Genomic DNA, 23,832 nt, shown 5'->3' on the forward strand with positions numbered 1-23,832 from the left:
TACGAAGAGTCAGCCAAATTGGTATGGCTCTTTTATTTTCTTTTTGGTTATCTAACGTTATAATAGGAAAAAGAAATACAAGCATAAATGGACGTTTTGAATACATTTATGAACGGAATGTCCAAAAGAAAGTAGGGACAATCATGGGCTTTCCCAAGGAAGGAGACAAAATCCAAATCCATAGTTACAAGCATAACGGATATATCCACCGAATTTGGGAGGAGACAACGGTTTTAAAAGCATCGGAAAATTGCATCATCGGTGGAAACGATCGAACAACGGTAACAGAATCCGATGGAAGAACGTGGATTACACGTGAACCGGCCATCTGTTATTTCCATTCGAAATATTGGTTTAATGTGATAGGTATGATTCGTACAGACGGTATTTACTACTACTGCAATATTAGTTCTCCGTTTGTATGGGACGAAGAAGCATTAAAATATATCGATTATGATTTAGATATTAAAGTGTTTCCGGATATGACCTACGTGTTATTGGATGAAGATGAGTACGAACGTCATCGCCGTGAAATGAACTATCCCGAAGTCATTGATCGGATTCTAAAAAACAACGTGAACAAGCTTGTAGGATTGATTAGAGGTCGAAAAGGACCTTTTGCACCTGACTTCATTGATAGGTGGTATGAACAATATTTAACTTATCTCCGTTAGAAAGTCTGTTGCTTTTTCAACAGGCTTTCTTCTATTGAAATGAAACATTTATACATATGGATTGGGGAGAAGAAGGGGTGATATTTTGGATGCTATTAAGCGGTATATGCATTTTGTAAAGCCGTATCGCTTTCAAATCATCTTTACGATTATTATTGGAATCTTGAAGTTCGGAATTCCGCTTTTAATTCCGTTGTTGTTGAAGTACGTCGTTGACGATATTTTAGGAGCAAATATTTCCGTGAATGAAAAGACGGAGCAATTATTTTGGATTATGGGAATTATGTTTTTTATTTTTCTCGTAGTTCGTCCACCCATTGAGTACTATCGCCAATATTTCGCTCAATGGACGGGGAGTAAGATTTTGTATGATATTCGCGATCAATTGTTTTCACATTTGCAAAGGTTGAGCTTACGGTATTATGCCAACACGCGAGCTGGAGAAGTCATTTCAAGAGTCATCAATGATGTTGAGCAAACGAAGTCTTTCGTTATTACAGGGTTAATGAACTTATGGCTTGATTTATTAACAATTTTTATTGCCATCGGCATCATGCTTTCCATGCATGTGAAGTTAACACTCATTTCCATTGTTCTATTCCCGCTTTACGGATTCGCCGTGAAATATTTTTATGGTCGTTTACGGAAGCTGACTCGCGATCGATCACAAGCACTTGCTCAAGTGCAAGGATATTTGCATGAGCGAGTAAGTGGGATGCCGGTAATAAGAAGCTTTGCTATAGAAGAAGTGGAACAAAAACGCTTTGATAAGGAAAATCGTCATTTTTTAGATCGGGCACTTGATCATACGAGCTGGAACGCAAAGACATTTGCCGTGGTAAATACGATTACAGATATTGCGCCATTATTCGTTATTTTTTATGCAGGATATGAAGTGATTCAAGGGGAGCTATCGATCGGAACGATGGTCGCGTTTATCGGATACATCGACCGTCTTTACAATCCACTTCGACGATTAATTAATTCATCGACGACGTTAACTCAAGCATTTGCGTCAATGGACCGAGTATTCGAGCTTTTGGATGAGGAGTACGACATCGTTGATAAGCCCAATGCGAAAGAAGCTAAAAATCTCAAAGGAGAAATTGAATTTCAACAGGTAACCTTTCAATATAATGAAGACGAGACACCGGTTTTACGCAATGTTGATTTGAAGATTCGACAAGGGGAAACCGTAGCGTTTGTAGGGATGAGCGGCGGTGGAAAATCGACGCTTGTCAGCTTAATTCCACGTTTTTACGATGTGACAGAGGGTAGTATTTTACTCGATGGAGTAGATATTCGCGATTATCGTGCGCAAACTGTGCGAGACCAAATCGGAATGGTTTTACAAGATAACTTTCTGTTTAGCGAATCAGTAAAGAGTAATATATTAATTGGGAAGCCTGATGCGACCGATGAAGAAATTATTCAGGCGGCAAAAGCAGCGAATGCGCACGAGTTTATCATGAACTTACCGGATGGATACGATACGAAAGTAGGCGAGCGTGGGGTAAAGCTTTCAGGTGGTCAAAAACAACGGATCGCTATTGCGCGCGTCTTTATTAAAAATCCACCAATTCTCATTTTAGATGAGGCAACATCTGCTCTTGATTTAGAAAGTGAACATTTGATTCAAGAAGCGCTCGAAAAATTGGCACAAAATCGAACAACCTTGATTGTTGCACATCGACTTTCAACCATCACACATGCAGATAAGATTGTTCTTATTGAAAATGGTCGAATCGTAGAGATGGGAACGCACCAACAGTTGATGAAACAAAAAGGAAGTTATTATCATCTTTTTCAAATTCAACAGTTAGATTAATCCAATTGAAAGACCGCAACAATCTCTTGTTGCGGTCTTCCTTATACCTTATTTATGAATCCAAACAGCGCCAGCAGAGTTGTCTTTTGCTTCACCAATTACTTGGATTTTAAGACCATGATTCGGTAAGATACGGCCAGCATCAGGAATGACGTCGTTAATATACGTGTTTGAGTCATCAAACGTTGTCACGCCAGGTAGTCCTTTGTAATCGTAAAGTCCGCGGTAAGCAGAGTCCACCATCCACGAAGGTGTTTTGTCAAAGCTAAATGCAGCATCTGCTACTTGATAACGTGTGCTCTGGAAAATAGTTTGTTCACCATCCTTCACACCAAAGATTGGTTCAGGATGAGCGTCTACTACACCTAGGAATCCTTCACCTGGGTGAATTCCTACCCAGTTATCAGTAAAGCTTTCGTCACCGTACCAAATGAGTAAGCCTGTGTTGTACTTCGCACCACGAGAATATTGAAGGGCAGTGTCAGCACCTGCGTAGTTTCTCCATTCTAAATAGTAGTAGTTGTCTTTTTTGAACTTACCATTAGAAACAGTAAAACCATCGAGAATAAATTGCGCATCGCCCTCTGCATCATCTGTAAAAACATCTTGTCCATCAACGGTTAGCTTTGCGTTATCAAGAGCGAAGCCATCTAAAGCTAAGCCGCCGTCTGTTACGTATTCAAATACTAACTTCACTTTCTTTCCAGTAAACTCAGATAAATCATATGATTTATCAATCCATTGTCCCTTCGTTGATTCTGCACGTGCATCCCCATCTGTGTCATCGTCTCCGATTACGTCAAGCAATTTTTCCGAACCATCGTTAGCGATTGCATGAACATATAAGAAATCATAATCATATTCAATGTCATACCAAGTTTTGTAACTGAAAGTAGCGGAAGTTGCATTTGTTAAATCAAACTCTGGAGATGTCATCGATGTATGAAGGTCATCACCTTTTGTACTGTAATAATATTTTTCACCAAATTGAGGGGCAATGCCGTCAACTTCTTTTTCAGGAAGGTTAATTTTTATGATTCCAGGGTTCGTTGACTTTGTAACACTTTGGTCGAGAACGGAGAAGACTCCTTTTTCATCAATCTCATCATAATCGACTTCGACAATATTTGCCCAGTTTCCGCCCATTAGCTTCTGGAAGTACTCTTTATTTTGTGGTGAAAAGCTCGTAGGTTCAGTTCCTGCAACCCGACCGTTCCAGCTACCGCCACTCATAATAGACCAGGAAGCTACCGGCTCACCGTGACCAGAATATTGCGTATCATATTCATCAGGTAAACCTAAGTCATGTCCAAATTCGTGAGCGAATACACCGACTGCTCCATCTTCCGGTTGGATGGTGTAGTCAAATGCAGCCATTTGTCCGCCCCAGTAATCGACTTTAGCTGTTGTGTTTGGAACGGAGAAAACACCGTCTAATACCCAACGATGTGACCAAATGGCGTCATCCCCTAATAGACCGCCACCTGCTTCCTGACCAGTACCTGCATGGATAATCATTAAGTGGTCCACTAGACCATCCGGCTCGTTTTGATTTCCGTCACCGTCTAAATCGTATAAATCAAACTCATCAAATTCGGATAAGTCGATTCCTGATTCTACAGCAGCTTCTAGCGCATGCTTAACTAAATCTCGTGGCCCTAAAGGTCCTAAGTTGTCATGACCGCCATTTGGGTTGTCATCCCCATAATCAGCTGCTTTTCCAGGAACCGTTAACCAGTCAGAAACATATCCATCCACTGTATAACTTCCACCCGATTGCTCCTCATAATACTGTTTAAATGTTTGAATTTTGTTCCCGTTAAATAGCTCAAACTTTTCGTCACCGAACATGAGTTTTTGATAATGTTCACGATTAAAATCATCAGCGTACATGTATCCTTCTTCTTGAATGACATTGTTATGCTTAAAGTCTGAGTACTCAACAAGCAGGACAAGTACTTTATCTTCGCGCACGGATCCATTGTACGGAGCTTGTTTTGCTTTCTTCACTTTTACTTCTTTTGTCGGCTTTCCTTTTTGATAATTTTTGTACCACTTGTTGAACTTTTTCTCTAGCTTTTCTTCTTGTTTTTTGTGAAGGTCTTTAGCCTTCTGACTCATTTCCTTCTCTTCTGCAGAAGTCTCTTCTACTTTCCCAGGCTTTTCACCACGTTTAACTTCTATATACTGGTCTACAGCTTTTTGGATTTCTGCATCACTCGCATTTTTTGGAATGACGCCACGGTCTTGAAGTGCTTTGCCTAACCGTTCCTCAGGGACGATGTGTAAGTCGATTGGTGCGGATTCTAGAGGTTTTGTGTCGGAAGCGTTCACATAGTTGTTGAAGGGTGTAAAGGCGATTGAACAGGTCAACAAAGTTGACGTTGCAATCGTCGAAAATACTTTTAAAGGTTTCAAAAAAATCTCCTCCTAATCTATTAAATTATGTAAAAATTGCACCTCCTTTTTAGCACTAGTTTAATATATCAGAAAATTCCATAATCTATCAATAAATTTTACGAGAATATTAATAGGTTTGATTAAAATAGGAAAATACTCCTTATTTTCAGTCTAATTGTAAGAGGTATTATTATTTTAATAAAATAAATGAATAGAGAATGGTTCCTTTAACTGCTATCGGTGGTGAAGGGTGTAAACAAAATTACTTTTATAGATGGTGAAAATTGAAGGAAAGAAACTTGAAAGAAGGTACATTGGCCTACTACGAATAGAGGAATTCTTGAAATAATATATTAGTGTATTAACGGAGAAAAGGCGGAAGAGGGTTTTTTATCGTTTTGTCGAAAAATAACTGAAAATTTCGACAAAATTCAACGGTATTCCTTCATGAAATATGTCATAATCGTAAATAATTTAATAATTTTGTAAAATTAAACATTTTCTGAATATTATTTTCGAAGGTAGGTGACATCGTGGAGAAAGAGCCGATTTTGCAAGTGGATAAACTGAAGGTTTCGTTTACTTCTGGAAAGAAAAACGTACCTGCTGTTCAGGATGTGAGCTTCTCGTTATATGAGGGAGAAATTTTAGGAATTGTAGGAGAATCGGGGAGTGGGAAAAGTGTTACTTCCTTGACGATTATGGGACTTATCCCTAAACCGCCTGGTGTGATTGAAAATGGAGAAATCCTCTTTGAGCAAGAAAATTTACTAACATTTGATGAAAAAAGAATGCGTGACATACGAGGGAATAAGATTTCTATGATCTTCCAAGAGCCGATGACATCACTAAATCCCCTCTTTACCATTGGCGATCAGCTGATGGAAGCAATCCGATTACATACGAAAGCTTCGAAGAAGGAAGCGAGAAATCGAAGTGTTGAGCTATTGAAGCTTGTTGGATTACCGAGAGCTGAAGAATTAATCGACGAATACCCTCATCAACTATCAGGAGGAATGCGACAGCGCGTCATGATTGCGATGGCAATGGCTTGTCACCCGAAAGTGTTAATCGCAGATGAGCCAACAACTGCATTAGATGTTACGATTCAATCGCAAATTTTATCGTTAATGAAAGAATTGAACGAAAAGACGAAAACATCCATTATGCTGATCACTCATGATTTAGGCGTAGTTGCAGAAGTTTGTGACCGTGTCATTGTCATGTATGCGGGACAAATTGTGGAACAAGGGGATGTCAAAGCAATCTTTCAAAACCCGAAGCACCCGTATACGAAAGGACTTTTAAAGTCTATTCCGCATGTACATAAAAAGGAAGACCGTCTGTATTCCATTCCTGGTAATGTTCCGCGACCTGGAACGATTAAAAAGGGGTGTTTCTTTGCGCCTCGATGTGAATATGCAATGGATCGATGTTTCGAGCAATCCCCTTCTTTTAATCAAACGGAAACGAGTGGCCATACCGTAAGATGCTTATTACATGAGGAGATGGAAGGAGGAGTTGAAAAGAATGTCGGAACGGCTATTAGAAATTAATGGACTGAAGAAATATTTCCCGATTAAGGGTGGAATTCTCGGTCGAAAGCAAGGAGAAGTGAAGGCGGTAGATGATGTCTCCTTTTATGTGCGGAAAGGAGAAACGTTAGGTATCGTTGGGGAAAGCGGCTGCGGAAAGTCAACGACTGGCCGACTCATTATGAGATTAATTGAATCTAGCGATGGCTCAATCAAATTTGAAGATCAAGAGATTACAAGTATGTCGAAAAATGAGCTGAGAAGAGTTAGGCGTGATATTCAAATGGTCTTCCAAGATCCGTATGCCTCGCTTAATCCGAGACACACGGTACAAAAAATTTTAGAAGAGCCACTTATTGTACATGGAATTGGATCTAAAGAAGAACGGAAAAAGCGCGTTCAAGAAATGTTAGAGGTAGTCGGTCTATCAAGCTATCATGCTAAGCGTTATCCTCATCAATTTAGCGGGGGGCAGCGTCAACGTATTGGGATTGCAAGAGCGCTTATGACCAAACCGAAGCTTGTGATCGCTGATGAGCCTGTTTCTGCTTTAGATGTATCGATTCAAGCGCAAGTTTTGAATCTTTTAAAAGATATACAAAAAGAGTTTGGCCTAACGTACATTTTCATCGCCCATGATTTAGGAGTTGTTAAACATATTAGCGACCGAGTGGGTGTCATGTATTTAGGGCGATTAATTGAATTGGCAGACAGTGATGCAATATATGATTCACCGAAGCATCCATACACAAAAGCGCTACTATCGGCTGTTCCGATCCCTGACCCATTCGTGAAGAAAGAACGTCTTGGGCTATCAGGAGAATTGCCAAGTCCATCTAATCCGCCAACCGGCTGTGCTTTTCATACTAGATGCAGTGAATGTATGGACATATGTAAAACGAAGAGACCTACTTATCAGGAGCTATCTAACGGTCATTATGTTGCATGCCATTTATATGAGTGATGCAGCATTGATGATACATATTAAAAAAACAAGGGGGATTTAAGAGGAATGAAAAAACGTCTTTTGCAAATGCTTGTCGTTCTTCTTGCGCTAAGTGCCTTCTTAGTAGGGTGTAGCAGTTCAGAAGAATCAAGCAACTCAAGTTCAGATGGAGGAGCTTCAGATGCTCAAAAAACACTCGTTTTTGGACGTGGAGGAGATTCCACATCGCTTGATCCAATTACGACAACTGAAGGAGAGTCCTTTAAAGTTACGAAGAACATTTTTGAAACATTAATTGAATATGGAGAGCAAGACACAACATTACAACCTGGCTTAGCAAAAGAGTGGAAAGTATCGGATGATGGCTTAACTTATACGTTAATGCTTGAAGAAGGTGTCAAGTTCCATGATGGAACAGATTTCAATGCAGAAGCTGTTGTCTTTAACTTTGAACGCTGGATGAGTGGTAGTGAGGAAGATTTCCCTTATTACGGTTCTATGTTTGGCGGATTCAAAGGGGATGAAGGACATGTTATTGAAGAAGTGAAGGCTGTCGATGACTATACAGTTGAATTTAAACTGAAACGTCCACAATCACCGTTCTTAAAGAACTTAGCGATGTCACCATTCGCCATTGCAAGTCCAGCTGCTATTGAGCAATATGGGGACAAGTTTAGAGAAAATCCAGTTGGTACTGGTCCATTTAAATTTGCTGAATGGAAACCAAATGATCGTATCGTTTTAGAGAAAAACGAAGAATATCGTATGGCTGATTATCCGAAGTTAGATCGCGTTATCTTCCGCGTTATTCCTGAAAACTCCGCTCGTCTCAATGCGTTAATGAACGGAGAAATTGACTTAATGGATGGTTTAAATCCTTCAGATGAAGAGAAAGTATCGGGGGACGAAAATCTACAAATTTTTAAACGTCCTTCTATGAATGTTGGATATTTAGGATTAACAGCAACGCGTGAACCGTTTAACAACAAGATAGTTCGTCAAGCCTTAAACCATGCAGTCGACAAGCAAGCGATCATTGATGCATTCTACGGTGGACAAGCAGAACCAGCGAAAAATCCAATGCCACCTTCGATTGAAGGATACAATGAGGCAATTGAAGGGTATCCATATGACTTAGAAAAAGCGAAAGAGTTACTAGCAGAAGCTGGATATGCAGATGGATTTGATATGGAATTATGGGCAATGCCAGTTGCACGTCCATATATGCCTGAAGCGATGAAAGTTGCAGAAGTTATTCAAGAGAGCTTCCGTAAAATTGGGGTAAATGCAGAAATCAAAACAGTAGACTGGGCTACTTATTTAGAAGACGCGAAAAACGGACAATTCGATACGTTCTTATTAGGGTGGACAGGTGACAACGGAGATGCTGACAACTTCTTATATACGCTTTTAGATAAGGATAATATCGGAAGTAACAACTATGCGCAATACAGCTCGGATGAATTGCATGATGTGCTAATTGCCGCTCAAACGGAAACAGAGCAAGAAAAGCGTAACGAGTTATACAAAAAAGCACAAGAAATTATTCATGAAGATGCACCTTGGATTCCGCTTGTACACTCAACACCTTTATTAGCGGGTTCTAGTAAGCTAGAAAACTTCTTACCGCATCCAACGGGATCTGATTCCTTACGCGAAGTAGAATTTAAAGCTGAATAATAGAAGCTGGAAAGGGGGAAGTAGTTCCCCTTTTCTCGGTTCATTTTGTACATATGTTTTTAGAAAAGGAGACATCAGGTACATAAGGTGAGGTGAAAAGGATGTTCGTATACACCGTAAGACGAATGTTTTCGTTAATTCCAGTCTTGTTTGGAATGACGATTGTCGTGTTTTTAATTATTCGTGCGATTCCGGGAGATCCAGCTCAAGTTATTCTCGGTCAGCAGGCGACAAAAGAAGCTGTAGCGGCTTTAACGAAGGAGCTTGGTCTGGATAATCCGTGGCATATTCAATACATCGATTATGTGAAACAGCTTTTAAGTGGGGATTTAGGAACTTCTTTACGGACGAGAGCTCCTATCAATCAAGAACTGTGGCCGTATTTAGCCGCAACAATGGAATTAACGTTAGTAGCGATGATTATTGCTGTTGTTATTGGGGTCAATGCGGGAATTATCAGTGCATGGTACTCCAATTCATGGTTTGATTATGTGGCGATGGTTTTCGCATTAATCGGCGTATCGATGCCTATTTTCTGGTTAGGTTTGATGGAACAATGGATTTTTTCCATCAATTTAGGGTGGCTCCCGTCGACGGGTCGAGAAGAAGTGCGGGACCCTGTTACAGCGATTACGAACTTGTATTTAATTGATACACTTCTGCAAGGTAGAACGGATCAGTTTGTTCAGGTATTAAAGCATCTGTTGTTACCGAGTATCGCATTAGCAACCATTCCGATGGCGATTATTGCTCGTATGACGCGCTCTTCCATGCTTGAGGTTATGAAATCTGATTACGTTCGTACAGCTCGTGCAAAGGGTGTGCGAATGTTTTGGGTAGTTTATAAACATTCGTTAAAAAATGCTGTTATTCCAGTGTTGACAGTAGTAGGTTTGCAAACAGGTCTTTTGCTTGGGGGAGCGATTTTAACAGAGACCATTTTTGGTTGGCCTGGTGTAGGACGATATTTGTATGATGCGATTACTTATCGTGACTACCCAGTTATTCAGTCAGGTATTTTAATCATTGCGACCATATTTGTCTTTATAAATTTGATTGTTGATTTACTCTATGCGGTCATAGATCCACGCATTAAATATGACCAGTAAAGGGGGGACTTTTCATGGCTGAACTTGCAAGAAATGATGTAAACGTTCAAATACAAGAAGACAAAGTGAAATCGCCCTTACAAGAAGCTTGGGAAACGTTTCGGAAAAATAAAATTGCCCTGTTAGGGTTAGGGATCGTTGTCTTTTTTATCCTTGTAGCCATTTTTGCACCACTTATCGCACCGTATGGATTTAAAGAACAACAATTGTCTGAACGGCTTTTACCTCCGTCAAGCGACCATTGGTTTGGTACAGACGACTTCGGACGAGATATTTTTTCGCGAATTATTTATGGAGCGCGAATCTCATTGTGGGTAGGATTTTTTGCAGTATTAGGCTCTGCCATAATTGGATCAGCACTTGGGATTATTGCCGCTTATTACGGAAGATGGGTTGATACGATTATTTCACGAATTTTTGATATTATGCTTGCATTCCCTAGTATTCTTCTAGCTATCGCGGTTATCGCAATTTTAGGACCTTCTCTTCAAAATGCTTTGATTGCCATAGCGATTATTAATATTCCGAACTTCGGACGCTTAGTTCGATCTCGTGTATTAAGTGTGAAACAAGAAGAATATATTATGGCGGCAAAAGCCATTGGAATGAAAGATTTCCGAATCTTAGTTCATCACATCTTACCAAATAGCTTAACGCCAATCATTGTTCAAGGGTCTCTTGCGATTGCGACGGCGATTTTAGAAGCAGCCGCGTTAGGATTCCTAGGGCTAGGTGCACAAGCGCCGACACCTGAATGGGGGAAAATGCTTTCTGACTCCAAGCAATATTTAATGCAAGCGCCATGGACACTAATCTTCCCTGGTTTAGCTATTATGCTGACGGTTTTAGGCTTTAACTTAATGGGAGATGGATTGCGTGATGCATTGGATCCAAAAATGAAAGATTAAAAGAAGACAGCGAGGTGACGCTGTCTTCTTTTAGGTGGAAAATTGAATATCATTCCTTTTATGAATTGAGAACTTCAAAGAATGGAGGCCTTCCATCATAATTAGCGATTTTTGATTACGGTTGTTTTGCTAGACAGTAAGAGACTAGCACACCTTTTCTTGTTTTATCATTTGATTAAGGAATTCAACCACTTTGCTAAAGACAAAGATTTCGTTCTCTTTTTTCTGGAATCCATGACCTTCATCGTCTAGAACGATGTATTCAATATGTCGACCTTTTTCTTTTAACTTCGTAACGATTTGATCGGATTCTTCTTTAACGACGCGTGGATCGTTTGCACCTTGTATGACGAGCATCGGTTTGACCATTTGGTCGATATAGGTGATGGGAGAATGTGCAATGAGCTTCTTTCGATCTTTAATTGGATCTCCAACCCATTGGGTTGCGTAAGACTTCCAATACTCAGGGATGGAGTCTAAGAAAGTAAGTAGATTGCTTACTCCGAAAATATCGACAACGGCTTTAAAGTATTCGTGGTGACGTCCGTGTAACAACAATGCCATATAACCACCGTAACTTCCACCTAATAGTAATAATTTGTCTTTATCTACGTATCCATTATTAATCAACCAGTTTATCCCTGCAAGATTATCAAAGCGTGGACCGTCTCCCCAGTTTCCTTCTACCATTTTCATAAATGATAGACCGTAATTGGATGACCCGCGAAAGTTCGGAGCGAAGATTGAATATCCATTTGCAAGAAGAAGTTGAAAAATAGGGTTAAATATCATCCGTTCACTTGCTTGGGGACCACCGTGTGGATAAAAAACGACATGGTCGTTTTTTATATCATTGTTGGCTTGAAACCATAAAGCTTCAATCACCAAGCCATCATCTGATGGATATGTAATGATTTCTGGTTCGACAAGCTGTTTCTCTGAAATGCCTGGAATTCTGTAATGTGTTAATTCAGTCCAGTCTTGTCCTTGATTCGTAGATTGGTAAAGGTTACATAGCCGTGTTGTAGTTTCCCCCATTACGTACAAATTTCCACTCTTCTTTACTTCAATTTTATGAATAACTTTAATCGGAAGTGGGACTTGTTCGCTCATCCCTGATGGAATGTGATATTGGTAAAGACGATCGTCGACTCCGTAGGAACCTACTAAATATAGAATTTCTTCTTCTGGAGAATATTTCATTGCTGTAAAATCTTCTTTTTCAATAGAGAATACTTTGTAAAATTTTTTAGAAGGGATATTAAACTTGGCTAGGTAGGAAAAGTCTGAATCATAGTTTGTAAGAAAATAAATTTCGTTGTCAGAGATATAAATAGGATTAGAGACAGTATGTTGTTCATTCGTTTGAGGAGTTAATAAAAGCTCATCATCATTCGTATGAACGAAGGCTAATGAATGAGTGTTTACGAAATCTTTGATAGATACGAAGCTTTGTTCATGTGGACATACTGCATGAATAAAAGTAGGAGCGTCCTTTCCTTCTATTAAACAAACTTCCTTCCCTGCTAGAACATCATACTTGAAGGAATTAAGAAACATTGGGTTGCCTTTAGTACTTGTGTAGTATAAATGTTTTCCGTCATTTGATAAATGGCCAAAGAAATGTCGTTCTCCTTCTTCTTTTCTAAGTGGTAATACTTCTCCTCCATTAGGAGATAAGGCGTATAGCTGAACGTTTTCATCACCGTCTTGATCAAATCCGACAAGAATAAAATCCCCACTTTCTACAAAATGAAGTGAATCAATGGGTTGATTAAAAAAGGTGAGTAACGAAGGGAAGTGATTTGGTAAATTTAAAGACCACAGATTAAATTTTCCGTTTAAATTTGTGCTGATTATGACTTGGGTTTCATCTGGACTTACAGTGAAATCTTCCATTCTTATAAATTGAAGAAACTGTTGAGTAGATGGTTTTGGAAATGTAAGCATATTCCTTCCTGCCTTTCTGAATTATATTAACATTCAATAAATATTATATATAATTGGATATAATAGGTAAATGTTAATGGTGATAGATATTTTTTTCACTTAATATGGATGTAACGATGTGCATCGTATGGTACTCGCCGTTTGAGATGCGGATGATAGGATATTTTTTCGGGAATAGCTGTTTACAAATGGCTTCAGGTGTTAGTCCTTTTGTGTGTAAGTGAAGAATTTCTTGTTGAAGAGATACTAAAAAGTCGCGCTTTTGTTGCAATGTTTCCCGGCCCTTTTGGATGAAACCAGCATGATTACAAAACACATCTTCAAAATCGTACGATAGAATCTTTGTTAAAGATTCGGTTAATTGGGGAATGCTTTCTTCTTCTAATATTACTTTCGTTCGTTCATGAATAAATAGATCACCGGTAAACAGTTGTCCCGTTTGCCGATTTAAAAAAGCTAAATGATCAAATGCATGCCCCGGTGTATCGATTACGTCCCATGTTGATGTTCTAGAGGTAAAGTTGTTTGAAAGTGGCTTTGGGTGAAATGGTTTGCGTCTTCCCCAAAAAAGTTGACGATAAAGTGGGTAAGAAGCTCTTTTTTGACAGAGGGATACAGACTTTTCATTAATATAAATTGGACGATTCATCATTTTTTCAATATATGCAGCACAGCCAGTATGGTCTTCGTGATGGTGAGTTATCATAACTTTATCAAAATCAGATTTTTGAATAAACAATTCAAAGTACTTATGTAAAGAATGGGCACCTGTGTCAATTAAAATACCGTCAGTAACAAAACAGTAGACATTAAGTGTATACCCGTTGACTTTTACTTCACCGTTTAAATAGCTTACCCCATTTGTTTCCCCTGAAGAAGCTCGCTTTTTGATGAACATTTCGTTTCCCCTTCCTTCTCACCATATAATGGTAAAGATTGTTGGATTAAGTGTAACATATTATTGTGTAAAAATGATTGATAGGAGCGTGGAAGTGTGAAAAGTGAAGACGACTGTTAAGCGTCGTGCGAAAACTAGATATGTCTTCCTTTAGTGAAGTGATACTAAATTTAATTGCGACGAAAAAGGGCTGAATTTTTTGACCCCTCATGAATTGAGGGGTCAAATAGATTCTTCCGTTAAATCTAAATCGTCATTTTCTTTTTGATGATAATGTTGATAGCTATTAATTAAGACGTGTAAATGTTCTAAGTGTTCATGATAGTCAATGATAGATGCGACTAATGGTAATAGATGATGAAAACAGTTAGGATCTTTACATGATTTTTGATAGTCTAAAAAGATTTGTACAAGTTTTTCTTTTTCAAAGGTATTGATGGTGGCCAACTCTGATGTTTTATCGGCTTTGATTTTCTTTGCAAATTTTAATAATGCTTCTTCGTGATGATGAAGCAAAACATCGAGCTCTGAAATGATGACTTCTTGGAATTCTATCGGCATTTGATGAAGCTCATTTTCAAGGCGGTGTAATTTTTTTAACGTGTAAAAGGCGCGATTGGTTGTCGTGAGAAGCTGGCGATATAAGACTAGCTTCCTCGATTTTGGATAAATTTTTGCCTTTGTATACGTTCGTTCTTCTTTATATAGAAGAAACAGTTGGTCGAGTTTTATGAGCTGGTCTTTAATTCGATTGATATCTTCCTTTAGTGTTCCATACTCAGATGCTTGGCGCAGGTTCATGCGAATCCATTTAATGATTTCTTCTGTTACATGAGTCGTTTTATGATATAGTCTCGCCTCATATTTCGGAGGCATAAAGACGAGGTTCACAACAAAAGCGGATAAAACGCCTATTAAGATGGTGAAAAAGCGAATTCCAGCAATGTATATAAAGTTCTCACCGGTAGCCTCCAGAATTGCAATCTCCGTTACGAGTGCGATGGAAATGGTGTTTTCAAGCTTTAACTTTAAGCAAATGGATATGATAATAATTGCAACAAATCCGATAATAAAAGGGTTAGATCCGAAAAATAAACCGAATAAAACGGCGACAATTGCGCCAATCAAATTGGCTTGAACTTGTTCGATAACCGTTTGATACGATTTGTAAATGGAAGGCTGCACAGCAAAGATTGCAGCAATCCCCGCAAATGCAGGCGATGGTAGGTCTAAAATCATCGCAATTAATAATGCCATTGTAATGGCTATCCCAGTTTTTAAAATGCGGGCTCCAAGTTTCATAAGAGTTAAATTGGTCTTCCTTTCCTACAAGATTCCTGTAAATTGTTATTTTGCCCTAAACAATAATTGGTATGTGAATCAAGTAAGTAATATACATCGTTTTGACTGAATGTTCAAGATGATTTTCGGAACGTTAAATGTTTTTACAAGATTGTTACCCAATCGTTATAAAAAAGATGGCTAACATGTAGCCATCTCAAGTGAGTTAGGTAGAAAGTTGTTGAAAAGCATTTTCGACTGCTTGAAGTGTTTTGTGAATATCTTCTTCCGTATGAGCAATCGTTAGGAACCAAGCTTCGTATTTAGAAGGAGCTAAATTGATTCCTTGGTGAAGCATGAGTTTAAAGAATTTCGCAAACATCTCACCGTCTGTGTTTTCCGCTTGCTCGTAGTTGTACACTTTTTCATTCGTGAAATATACCGTTAAAGCACCTTTTAAGCGGTTAATGGTAATCGGGATGTTGTACGCTTTCGCGTGTGCTAAAATCCCTTCTTCTAACAGTGCCCCAAGTCGATCGAGCTCATCGTACACGCCCTCTTGTTGTAACACTTCAAGACAGGCGATTCCAGATAAGATGGATGCTGGGTTTCCAGCCATCGTCCCTGCTTGATATGCTGGTCCAAGTGGCGCTACCTTTTCCATAATGTCTTTACGGCCACCGTATGCTCCGATTGGTAATCCGCCACCAATGATTTTTCCTAATGCAGTTAAGTCTGGTTTTACACCTAATAAGTCTTGTGCACCACCATACATAAAACGGAAGGCTGTAATAACTTCATCGTAAATGACAAGAGCACCAGCATCGTGAGTTAATCGATTAACCTCTTGTAAAAAACCAGGTTTCGGTTCTACAATCCCGAAATTTCCAACGATCGGTTCAACCAACACAGCTGCTACTTGATCTCCCCATTTTTCTAATGCTTCTTTAAATGGCTCAATTTCATTAAATGGAACGGTTATCACTTCTTGAGCAATGCTCTTTGGAACACCTGCAGAGTCCGGTGTTCCAAGTGTGGAAGGACCTGATCCAGCTGCTACGAGAACTAAATCAGAGTGACCGTGATAACATCCGGCGAATTTTATAATTTTGTCACGCCCTGTATAGGCACGAGCGACACGAATCGTCGTCATAACAGCCTCAGTTCCGGAGTTCACGAAGCGAACCTTCTCTAAAGCAGGCATTGCTTCTTTCAGCATTTTTGCAAATTTTACTTCATGTGGAGTAGGAGTTCCATACAAGACCCCATTTTCCGCTGCTGTTTGAATCGCTTTTGTAATATGTGGATGGGCGTGCCCAGTAATAATGGGACCGTAAGCTGCTAAATAATCGATATATTGATTTCCGTCTACATCCCAAAAATATGCACCCTTTGCTTTTTCCATGACAACGGGAGCTCCGCCACCTACTGCTTTGTAGGAGCGTGAAGGGCTATTGACTCCCCCGACAATATGTTCAAGCGCTTCTTGGTGAAGCTGCTCAGATTTTGTAAAGTTCATTCTTTCACCTTCTTTTTGTATTCCATCCTAGTCTATTCTAGCACTTTTCACAAATATGAGAAGGGGTGCACATTGTTTGTTTAATCACCATGTTTCCGCTAAACTATTCGATGTATCAAAAGACAGTTTTTCGTTATAGAGCCGGAGGGAACAGAATGAATGTCATTGAAGTAGAAAATTTGCGAAAAGAATTTAAAAGTTACTCAAGTCGCTCAGGATTAAAAGGAGCGTTTCGTGATTTATTTACACGTAACTATAAAACGATTCGCGCTGTTGACGATATATCGTTTTCTGTCAAGCAAGGAGAGATGGTTGGTTATATTGGCGAGAACGGGGCAGGAAAATCAACATCTATTAAAATGTTAACGGGTATTTTGACACCAACAGCAGGACATGTTCTTGTAAATGGGATGAATCCGCATAAGGATCGCGAAAAGTTTGTCCGTACTATCGGAGTCGTTTTTGGTCAGCGCTCCCAGCTATGGTGGGATATTGCGGTTCAAGAATCGTTTCGGTTGTTAAAAAAAGTTTACCAAGTTTCGGACCAAGATTATAACGAACATATGGATCATGTCATCAAGACGTTAGACATTGAACCGCTTTTAGACAAACCGGTACGAAAACTGTCGTTAGGCCAACGAATGCGTTGTGAATTGGCGGCAGCTCTTATTCATAATCCACCTTTACTTTTTTTAGATGAACCGACGATTGGATTAGACGTGCTAGTAAAGTTAAAAATTCGCCAATTTTTAAAAGAAATAAATGAAAAATATAAAACAACGATTCTCTTAACGACTCATGATTTATCCGATATCGAAGCACTGTGTGAGCGTGTCGTGATGCTTGATGAAGGGAAGATTATTTATGACGGTTCGCTTAATCATTTGCGAAGCCACTGGGGAGAAGGTAAACAAATTGAGTTTCAATTCGGTCATGAAGTGACAGAAGCCCGTTTAATGGAGTTGACGGATAAATTATCTGTTCAGTGGGTAATGGGGGACCGTAACAATGTATGGACCGCCCAAGTGGCAAACCATCAAGCGGATATGTCAGAGCTCATTAGTCGAGTTGTCGCTTCAGAGAAGATAAACGATTTAAGTATCCGTGAGATTTCTACGGAAGAAATAATTCGTAACATCTATGAAAAAGGGGAAGCCACAAAGTAGAAAGGGACGAATGCTTAAAAGAGGTGCTTTCATCTATCTTTTCTTGAAGGACTAAAAGTAACCCAACGAATCAATTTAGAAAATGATAGTGATCGAGTGTAATTGGAATAAGGGTGGAGTGAATGGAAAAATATCTTGAAATGATTCGGATACGTTTCTTAATGATGCTTGCGTACCGAACGAACTATTATACAGGAATTTTAATTTACAGTATTAATATTGGTGCTTACTATTTTTTATGGTCGGCGATATATGGGGCGAAAGAAGATATTCAAGGGTTATCTGTGACGCAGATGGTTACGTATGTTGCCGTTGCGTGGATGGCGAGGGCTTTTTACTTTAACAATATCGACCGAGAGATTGCTAGCGAGATTAAAGAAGGAAAAGTCGCAGTAGAGCTTATTCGTCCGTATCATTACCTTGGGATGAAGACGATGCAAGCGTTAGGAGAAGGGATTTTCCGATTGTTTTTCTTCTCCGTACCAGGGATGGTTATTGTTAGTCTCGTCTTTCCTCTTTCTTTTTCGGCCGACGGCATGACGTGGGGATATTTCACGTTATCTATTTTGCTAAGTTTTATCATCAATACGCAAATTAATTTATTAACCGGCATGTTAACGTTTTTCTTATTTAATGCCGATGGTCTGATGCGTGCAAAGCGAGTGGTTATCGATTTATTTTCCGGGTTGTTATTACCTATTAGTTTTTACCCTCTTTGGGCACAGGATGTGATGAAGTGGTTTCCGTTTCAGGCAATCAGCTATATCCCGAGTATGATTTTTACGGAAGGCTTCCAAGGGCAGGAAGTGTTTAACGCGCTTTTCACTCAAGTTATTTGGGCTGTTGTCTTAATCATCCCAATCCAAATTATGTGGGCAACTGCGAAAAAGCAAATGATAATCCAAGGGGGATGATGATATGTTTTATGCTTCTATGTTTTTTCAATATATGGGTCAATATTTGAAGACGCGCATGCAATATCGTACGGACATGGTTGTAGAATTAATATCAGACATGATGTTTCAAGCAGCGAACTTAATTTTTATTCTCGTAGTTTTTGGGCATACGAGTATGCTTAGTGGCTGGAATCGAGATGAGATTATCTTTATTTATGGTTTCTTTTTAGTACCGTTTGCACTTTTTGCATCGTTTTTTAACATTTGGGATTTTAATGAACGTTATATTGTAAAAGGGGAAATGGATCGTATTTTAACAAGGCCTATTCATAGCTTATTTCAAGTGGTGCTAGAGCGAATGGAACTAGAATCGCTATTTGGTGCCATTACAGGGTTTATCATCATGGGGTATGCGGCTATTCAGCTACAATTAACCTTTCATTGGTATGATCTTTTTATTTTTATCTTATTTGTTCTTGGTGGTACGCTCGTATATGCTGGCATCTTCGTTTCGATTGCTAGTATTGGGTTTTGGTCCGATGCACGTACATCTATTATGCCTATGATGTATAACATCGGAAACTACGGTCGATATCCTGTAAATATATACAATCGTATTATTCGTTATATTCTAACTTGGATTTTGCCGTTTGCTTTTGTAGGTGTTTACCCTTCAGCGTACTTCTTAAACAAAGAAGAGTGGTATGGATACGCATTTATAACCCCTGTTATGGGAATGATCTTTTTTAGTCTATCCATTCTATTATGGAATGCTGGAGTGAAAAGATATCGAGGAGCGGGTAATTAGAGAAAATGGAATAAAGGAGCCTTTAAGAATAAGAGATGGAATTCTTGAGGGCTCTTTTTATAGTGAAATTATGAACTAATAAACAAGGATTCTCTTATCGGTATATTTTTATGAAATTCACGGTATATTGTACAAACTGTACTTTTCAGGGGGAAGTGGATGGGATTTATCATTGGATTAGGGGTCTTACTATGTCTAATCATGAGTGTACGCATTCTGATCAAAGCGGTAAGAAAAGGGACGTTTCTATCCTTTGAAACGGTTTATGTAATAGGACTTGTGTATGTATCGTTTTTAATTGGTTTTGCGATGATATATTTATTGCTTGTAGAATATGATGTTGTCGTTCTCCAAGAAATGGGGATGGAGTTAGAAGGGACATATTTCGAAAAATTAGAATCATGCCTTTACTTTAGCGCAGTTACGCTCTTTTCGGTGGGGTACGGGGATATTACGCCAATCGGAATTGGGAGATGGATTGCGCTCATTGAAGCATTTTTAGGCTATATTCTCCCGACGACTGTTGTAGCACGAGCGGTGATTGGCATTGATAAAAATCAATAAGTTGTATCACTTTATGAAATTGGTTACGCTTATAATGGAAAAGCATAATCAATGGAGGGATACATATGGTTGAAGTAGGTCAATTAGCACCAGAATTTGAATTAGTTGCGGATAATGGTGAGAAAGTTAAGCTTTCAGACTTTAAAGGGAAATACGTTGTTCTTTATTTTTATCCGAAAGATATGACACCAGGATGTACAACGGAAGCGTGTGACTTCCGTGATCATCACGAAAGCTTTGTTGATTTAGATGCAGTGATTTTAGGGGTTAGCCCAGATCCGCAAAACAGACATCAAAAATTTAAAGAAAAGCACGACTTACCGTTTTTATTATTAGTTGATGAAGATCACCAAGTAGCGGAAGCGTACGGTGTATGGAAATTGAAGAAAAACTTCGGTAAAGAATACATGGGAATTGAGCGATCTACTTTTATTATTGATAAAGAGGGGAAACTTGTGAAAGAGTGGCGCAAAGTTCGTGTGAAAGGACATGTGGAAGAAGCGCTACGTTACATTCGAGAGGAATTATAAAAAAAGGTTTCTAATGATAGGAGTCTAAGCACAAATGTTGCTGCATGCGTATAATGCAGTGTAACAAGTGCATTTCTCCTCAAACAATCTATGGTGTAAGCGGACGAATTTTCGTTCGCTTTTTTTTGATTGTTACAGAAAGTTTAAGTTCAATAAAGTGTTAAAGTACTCTCTTTACCGTTTTTTTTGGTGTCTAGCTCCAAGCGCCCTTCGCCTAAGGACTTGCGCTTTGCGCTTTTTCTGTGAAAATAAAAATTACCTATGAGCCGAATGATCGATCATGATAGGTAGATGGTAGAAAGGAAACCCCGGGGAGAATAAATTTTCATGTCGGGGGTGTGAGTGTAAAATCTTGTATGTTTCTTAATGATATACAATGAGTTGAAGTTCCATTAATTGTATTTCTCTACATAGAGCTTCGTCCGTTGACAAAAGTTTATCTCTCAATGTACACTATTTATAAACATTATAAAATAAGAATTTTTTAAAAAGCGGACGAAAACCCTTCGTTCCTTTTTACTGGTTCCAATTTTAACGAAGAAAAGAGGTGCATGACGATGTCAGAAAGCATGTTGAATGAAGCGCTTGACACGTTGAAGCAATTTGGAGTCCGTATTACTCCGCAACGTCATGCGATTTTAGAGTATTTAATTCAATCCATGAATCATCCGACGGCCGATGATATTTATAAAGCGCTTGAAGGAAAATTTCCAAATATGAGTGTAGCGACTGTATATAACAATTTACGTGTTTTTCGCGAAGTTGGATTAGTCAAGGAGCTTACGTATGGAGATTCTTCAAGTCGGTTTGACTTTGTCACTTCCGATCACTATCACATCATCTGTGAGAACTGTGGCAAAATTGTTGACTTCCACTATCCGGGTTTAGATGAAGTAGAAAATTTAGCTGAACATGTGACGGGATTTAAAGTAAGTCATCACCGTATGGAAGTGTACGGAACATGCAGTGATTGTCAACAAAAAGAAACGCACTAAAAAAGCTGATAGTCAAACTATCAGCTTTTTTATGTATTGATCTTTAGGCAATAGCCATTATTGCTTTGCTTTTCGATTATAGCTTTCGTCAAATTCTTTTCCTTCCAGCTCTTTATCAAGAGTAAGGGGCTCTCGGCAATGCATGCACATGTCTACACGACCAAGCATTTTCGTCGGCTTTTCACATGTTGGACAAATTACTTGAACTGCTTTTGTAGAGAGCATTCCAATCCAAAAGTAAATAACAGTACTTGCAATAATTGATAAAAGTCCTAAGAGCATAAAAATAGTCATCGCGACAACGTTTTCTTTAAAAAAGATCCCGATGTACATAATTAAAAAGCCAACAAAGATTAAACTTAAAGCGAATGTACGTATTTTATTTATTTTACTGGAATATTTGCGTGACATTTTCGTTACCTCCTGTACAATAATATAGCATACTTTTTACAGCGATAACCAAGGAAGAAATTCGAAAATTGAAATAAAGGGATTTCAGAAGACTTTGTAGAAACTGTACACTAAACAGTAGCAATTCCAGCAATTCTAGTCGAATGAAGCTCTAGCTATTAGATAAGAAAAAGGGGCAATACATTTTCATATCATTTGTCCTGAATTTAATACTTGTTGTTGTACTTTAAACAGGTAGCAGGTGTTAATTCAAATGATTAGGCTGTTTTCTAAATTGTTCAGGGGGATTTTTCCTCTATGTAATGGAGCGGAGGATACTTGACTCCTGCAGGATTTAGAGGAAAGGGCGAGACCTGGAAGGCGCATCCCGAGGAGGCTCGACTTCCTCCCTGTGGAAAGGCAAGTGTCTGGAGCGTTTAATATTCATTGTAAAAGCAACAATCTGTAGCTTAAAGTTGAAATAAATGAATTAGTTAATACGAATGAAACTCTATAATTAACGGATGGGGGAATGATTGTGAAGGATATGCTTCGCCCGATTTATCAAGAAAGAGCAAGTCACCCTGACACCCTTGCTGTCTTAATGATTGAAAAGCGAAACCAAACATCACCGCAAACCGATAACTTAGATGTTGCATTGTTAATTATTACGAAGGATGCAGAAAAACCGTTTTTTATTAAGCATTACGAATTCATGGATCAAAAAGCAGCTTTGCATGTTGTAACGGAAAAGCAACTAAATGAATGGATTCTTCTTGGGACTAACCGAAGAATGATTGATTGGGTATTAAATGGAAAAGTATTATTTGATCGGAATGAATACTTAGTAGGCTTAATCGATCGACTAAATACATTTCCATTCCAAGAGAGAAAACTGAAAATTTCCATCGAATTTGCAAAATTGATTAGACGTTATATGGAAGGTAAAGCTTTCTTTGAAGGGAAACACTATCTCGATGCATACAACCATATTATCCACTCTCTACACCATTTGGCGCGATTAGAAGTAATTGACCGAGGATTTCATCCGGAGATTACCGTTTGGAATCAAGTAAAGCATATTGAGCCTCAAGTTTATAAGTTGTACAAAGAGCTTGTTGAAAGTGATGAAGAACTTCATAAACGTTTAGAGTTGTTGTTTTTAGCTTTTGATTTCTTAATCCATACGAAAACAGAAATTGGGGCAGCTCATTTAATTAATGTATTAGCTGAAAAAGATATGTGGTTCTTTGCTGATTTAGTTGAGCATCCTGACGTTCAGTTTTATGCGGTTGATTTAAGTGTACTTCTCGAATTTTTAATTGACAGAGATATTGTCGGCATTAACCGAGTTGAGACAAAAGGTCATGGAATTTATCATCGAGGATATTTTTTGAAGAAAAGTGTTGACGTAGAATAATTATGGTGATATATTAATAACCGTCGCTGATGACAGAAAGGAATAAGTCGGAAGCGATGGTTGTTTTTTGAAAAAAGTTTCAAAAAAGTTGTTGACACCAAACAATTCGTTTGGTAATATAAAAAAGTCGCTGTCACGAGAAGGTGAAGCGGCGGAAGAGTTCTTTGAAAACTAAACAAAACGAAGCGTCAACGTTAATTCTTTTTTTATGAGCAATCAAACTTTTTTGGAGAGTTTGATCCTGGCTCAGGACGAACGCTGGCGGCGTGCCTAATACATGCAAGTCGAGCGAACAGATAGGGAGCTTGCTCCCTTGACGTTAGCGGCGGACGGGT

At 38.8% G+C, this 23,832-nt stretch carries 20 protein-coding genes and 1 rRNA gene; 15 read left to right on the forward strand and 6 right to left on the reverse strand.

The features are described 5' to 3' along the window. Positions 1–140: 140 nt before the first annotated feature. Complete coding sequence (ntdP, locus tag ML543_RS14205) at positions 141–674, forward strand: nucleoside tri-diphosphate phosphatase (RefSeq protein ID WP_243388111.1); 534 nt, start codon at positions 141–143, stop codon at positions 672–674. Between the two features lie 85 nt (positions 675–759). Then, entirely contained in the window at positions 760–2,502 is a 1,743-nt protein-coding gene (locus ML543_RS14210) for an ABC transporter ATP-binding protein (RefSeq protein ID WP_279326686.1), read from the forward strand. A gap of 48 nt (positions 2,503–2,550) precedes the next feature. Here the strand turns inward: ML543_RS14210 and ML543_RS14215 are convergent, their stop codons facing one another. Beyond that, complete coding sequence (locus ML543_RS14215; RefSeq protein WP_243388113.1) at positions 2,551–4,926, reverse strand: immune inhibitor A domain-containing protein; 2,376 nt, start codon at positions 4,924–4,926, stop codon at positions 2,551–2,553. Between the two features lie 509 nt (positions 4,927–5,435). On the opposite strand from ML543_RS14215, the gene ML543_RS14220 reads away from it, so the two are divergent. The 5 genes from ML543_RS14220 (at position 5,436) to nikC (ending at position 11,080) form a co-directional block, all read left to right on the forward strand. Further along, complete coding sequence (locus ML543_RS14220) at positions 5,436–6,458, forward strand: ABC transporter ATP-binding protein (protein WP_243388084.1); 1,023 nt, start codon at positions 5,436–5,438, stop codon at positions 6,456–6,458. Beyond that, positions 6,433–7,401, forward strand: coding sequence for an ABC transporter ATP-binding protein (locus ML543_RS14225; protein ID WP_243388085.1), 969 nt, complete (start codon positions 6,433–6,435; stop codon positions 7,399–7,401). Before ML543_RS14220 ends, ML543_RS14225 begins: the two co-directional genes overlap by 26 nt. Positions 7,402–7,449: 48 nt before the next feature. Beyond that, complete coding sequence (locus ML543_RS14230; RefSeq protein WP_243388086.1) at positions 7,450–9,063, forward strand: ABC transporter substrate-binding protein; 1,614 nt, start codon at positions 7,450–7,452, stop codon at positions 9,061–9,063. Positions 9,064–9,164: 101 nt separating this feature from the next. After that, entirely contained in the window at positions 9,165–10,172 is a 1,008-nt protein-coding gene (locus ML543_RS14235; protein WP_243388087.1) for an ABC transporter permease, read from the forward strand. A gap of 14 nt (positions 10,173–10,186) precedes the next feature. After that, positions 10,187–11,080 (forward strand): nickel transporter permease, encoded by an 894-nt coding sequence (gene nikC, locus ML543_RS14240; RefSeq protein WP_243388088.1) that lies wholly within the window; start codon positions 10,187–10,189, stop codon positions 11,078–11,080. A gap of 144 nt (positions 11,081–11,224) precedes the next feature. Here the strand turns inward: nikC and ML543_RS14245 are convergent, their stop codons facing one another. The 4 genes from ML543_RS14245 to ML543_RS14260 form a co-directional block, all read right to left on the reverse strand. Then, complete coding sequence (locus ML543_RS14245) at positions 11,225–13,030, reverse strand: S9 family peptidase (protein ID WP_243388089.1); 1,806 nt, start codon at positions 13,028–13,030, stop codon at positions 11,225–11,227. 73 nt (positions 13,031–13,103) lie between these two features. Then, positions 13,104–13,928, reverse strand: a complete 825-nt coding sequence (locus tag ML543_RS14250; RefSeq protein ID WP_243388090.1) for an MBL fold metallo-hydrolase — start codon at positions 13,926–13,928, stop codon at positions 13,104–13,106. A 222-nt stretch (positions 13,929–14,150) separates the two neighbouring features. Continuing rightward, a complete protein-coding gene (locus tag ML543_RS14255) occupies positions 14,151–15,230 on the reverse strand; it encodes an FUSC family protein (protein ID WP_243388091.1) in 1,080 nt (359 codons plus the stop codon). A 205-nt stretch (positions 15,231–15,435) separates the two neighbouring features. Then, positions 15,436–16,728: a glutamate-1-semialdehyde 2,1-aminomutase gene (locus ML543_RS14260; RefSeq protein WP_243388092.1), complete on the reverse strand. Its 1,293-nt coding sequence runs from the start codon at positions 16,726–16,728 to the stop codon at positions 15,436–15,438. Between the two features lie 155 nt (positions 16,729–16,883). On the opposite strand from ML543_RS14260, the gene ML543_RS14265 reads away from it, so the two are divergent. The 6 genes from ML543_RS14265 (at position 16,884) to perR (ending at position 21,687) form a co-directional block, all read left to right on the forward strand. Then, a complete protein-coding gene (locus ML543_RS14265; protein WP_243388093.1) occupies positions 16,884–17,894 on the forward strand; it encodes an ABC transporter ATP-binding protein in 1,011 nt (336 codons plus the stop codon). A 122-nt stretch (positions 17,895–18,016) separates the two neighbouring features. Then, positions 18,017–18,808 carry an ABC transporter permease gene (locus tag ML543_RS14270; RefSeq protein ID WP_243388094.1) on the forward strand — a complete coding sequence of 264 codons (792 nt, stop codon included), beginning with the start codon at positions 18,017–18,019 and terminating at the stop codon, positions 18,806–18,808. Positions 18,809–18,812: 4 nt separating this feature from the next. After that, positions 18,813–19,598, forward strand: a complete 786-nt coding sequence (locus ML543_RS14275; RefSeq protein WP_243388095.1) for an ABC transporter permease — start codon at positions 18,813–18,815, stop codon at positions 19,596–19,598. A gap of 159 nt (positions 19,599–19,757) precedes the next feature. Next, positions 19,758–20,162 carry an ion channel gene (locus tag ML543_RS14280; protein ID WP_243388096.1) on the forward strand — a complete coding sequence of 135 codons (405 nt, stop codon included), beginning with the start codon at positions 19,758–19,760 and terminating at the stop codon, positions 20,160–20,162. Between the two features lie 65 nt (positions 20,163–20,227). After that, positions 20,228–20,692, forward strand: coding sequence for a thioredoxin-dependent thiol peroxidase (gene bcp, locus ML543_RS14285; protein ID WP_243388097.1), 465 nt, complete (start codon positions 20,228–20,230; stop codon positions 20,690–20,692). 557 nt (positions 20,693–21,249) lie between these two features. Then, a complete protein-coding gene (gene perR, locus ML543_RS14290) occupies positions 21,250–21,687 on the forward strand; it encodes a peroxide-responsive transcriptional repressor PerR (protein ID WP_243388098.1) in 438 nt (145 codons plus the stop codon). 57 nt (positions 21,688–21,744) lie between these two features. Here perR and ML543_RS14295 read toward each other — a convergent pair whose 3' ends face one another. After that, positions 21,745–22,098: a YgzB family protein gene (locus ML543_RS14295; RefSeq protein ID WP_243388099.1), complete on the reverse strand. Its 354-nt coding sequence runs from the start codon at positions 22,096–22,098 to the stop codon at positions 21,745–21,747. Between the two features lie 517 nt (positions 22,099–22,615). On the opposite strand from ML543_RS14295, the gene ML543_RS14300 reads away from it, so the two are divergent. Next, a complete protein-coding gene (locus ML543_RS14300) occupies positions 22,616–23,497 on the forward strand; it encodes a nucleotidyltransferase-like protein (RefSeq protein ID WP_243388100.1) in 882 nt (293 codons plus the stop codon). A 223-nt stretch (positions 23,498–23,720) separates the two neighbouring features. Next, positions 23,721–23,832: ribosomal RNA gene (locus ML543_RS14305) — 16S ribosomal RNA — on the forward strand; the annotation flags it as partial.

The organism is Bacillus kexueae (assembly GCF_022809095.1).
Classification (GTDB): Bacteria; Bacillota; Bacilli; order Bacillales; family Aeribacillaceae; genus Bacillus_BZ; species Bacillus_BZ kexueae.

What these genes read in the sequence shown, in the direction of transcription:
- ML543_RS14225 (WP_243388085.1), top strand. Translation starts at nt 6,433, where the DNA reads ATGTCGGAACGGCTATTAGAAATTAATGGACTGAAGAAATATTTCCCG.
- ML543_RS14230 (WP_243388086.1), top strand. Translation starts at nt 7,450, where the DNA reads ATGAAAAAACGTCTTTTGCAAATGCTTGTCGTTCTTCTTGCGCTAAGT.
- ML543_RS14235 (WP_243388087.1), top strand. Translation starts at nt 9,165, where the DNA reads ATGTTCGTATACACCGTAAGACGAATGTTTTCGTTAATTCCAGTCTTG.
- nikC (WP_243388088.1), top strand. Translation starts at nt 10,187, where the DNA reads ATGGCTGAACTTGCAAGAAATGATGTAAACGTTCAAATACAAGAAGAC.
- ML543_RS14245 (WP_243388089.1), bottom strand. Translation starts at nt 13,030, where the DNA reads ATGCTTACATTTCCAAAACCATCTACTCAACAGTTTCTTCAATTTATA.
- ML543_RS14250 (WP_243388090.1), bottom strand. Translation starts at nt 13,928, where the DNA reads ATGTTCATCAAAAAGCGAGCTTCTTCAGGGGAAACAAATGGGGTAAGC.
- ML543_RS14255 (WP_243388091.1), bottom strand. Translation starts at nt 15,230, where the DNA reads ATGAAACTTGGAGCCCGCATTTTAAAAACTGGGATAGCCATTACAATG.
- ML543_RS14260 (WP_243388092.1), bottom strand. Translation starts at nt 16,728, where the DNA reads ATGAACTTTACAAAATCTGAGCAGCTTCACCAAGAAGCGCTTGAACAT.
- ML543_RS14265 (WP_243388093.1), top strand. Translation starts at nt 16,884, where the DNA reads ATGAATGTCATTGAAGTAGAAAATTTGCGAAAAGAATTTAAAAGTTAC.
- ML543_RS14270 (WP_243388094.1), top strand. Translation starts at nt 18,017, where the DNA reads ATGGAAAAATATCTTGAAATGATTCGGATACGTTTCTTAATGATGCTT.
- ML543_RS14275 (WP_243388095.1), top strand. Translation starts at nt 18,813, where the DNA reads ATGTTTTATGCTTCTATGTTTTTTCAATATATGGGTCAATATTTGAAG.
- ML543_RS14280 (WP_243388096.1), top strand. Translation starts at nt 19,758, where the DNA reads ATGGGATTTATCATTGGATTAGGGGTCTTACTATGTCTAATCATGAGT.
- bcp (WP_243388097.1), top strand. Translation starts at nt 20,228, where the DNA reads ATGGTTGAAGTAGGTCAATTAGCACCAGAATTTGAATTAGTTGCGGAT.
- perR (WP_243388098.1), top strand. Translation starts at nt 21,250, where the DNA reads ATGTCAGAAAGCATGTTGAATGAAGCGCTTGACACGTTGAAGCAATTT.
- ML543_RS14295 (WP_243388099.1), bottom strand. Translation starts at nt 22,098, where the DNA reads ATGTCACGCAAATATTCCAGTAAAATAAATAAAATACGTACATTCGCT.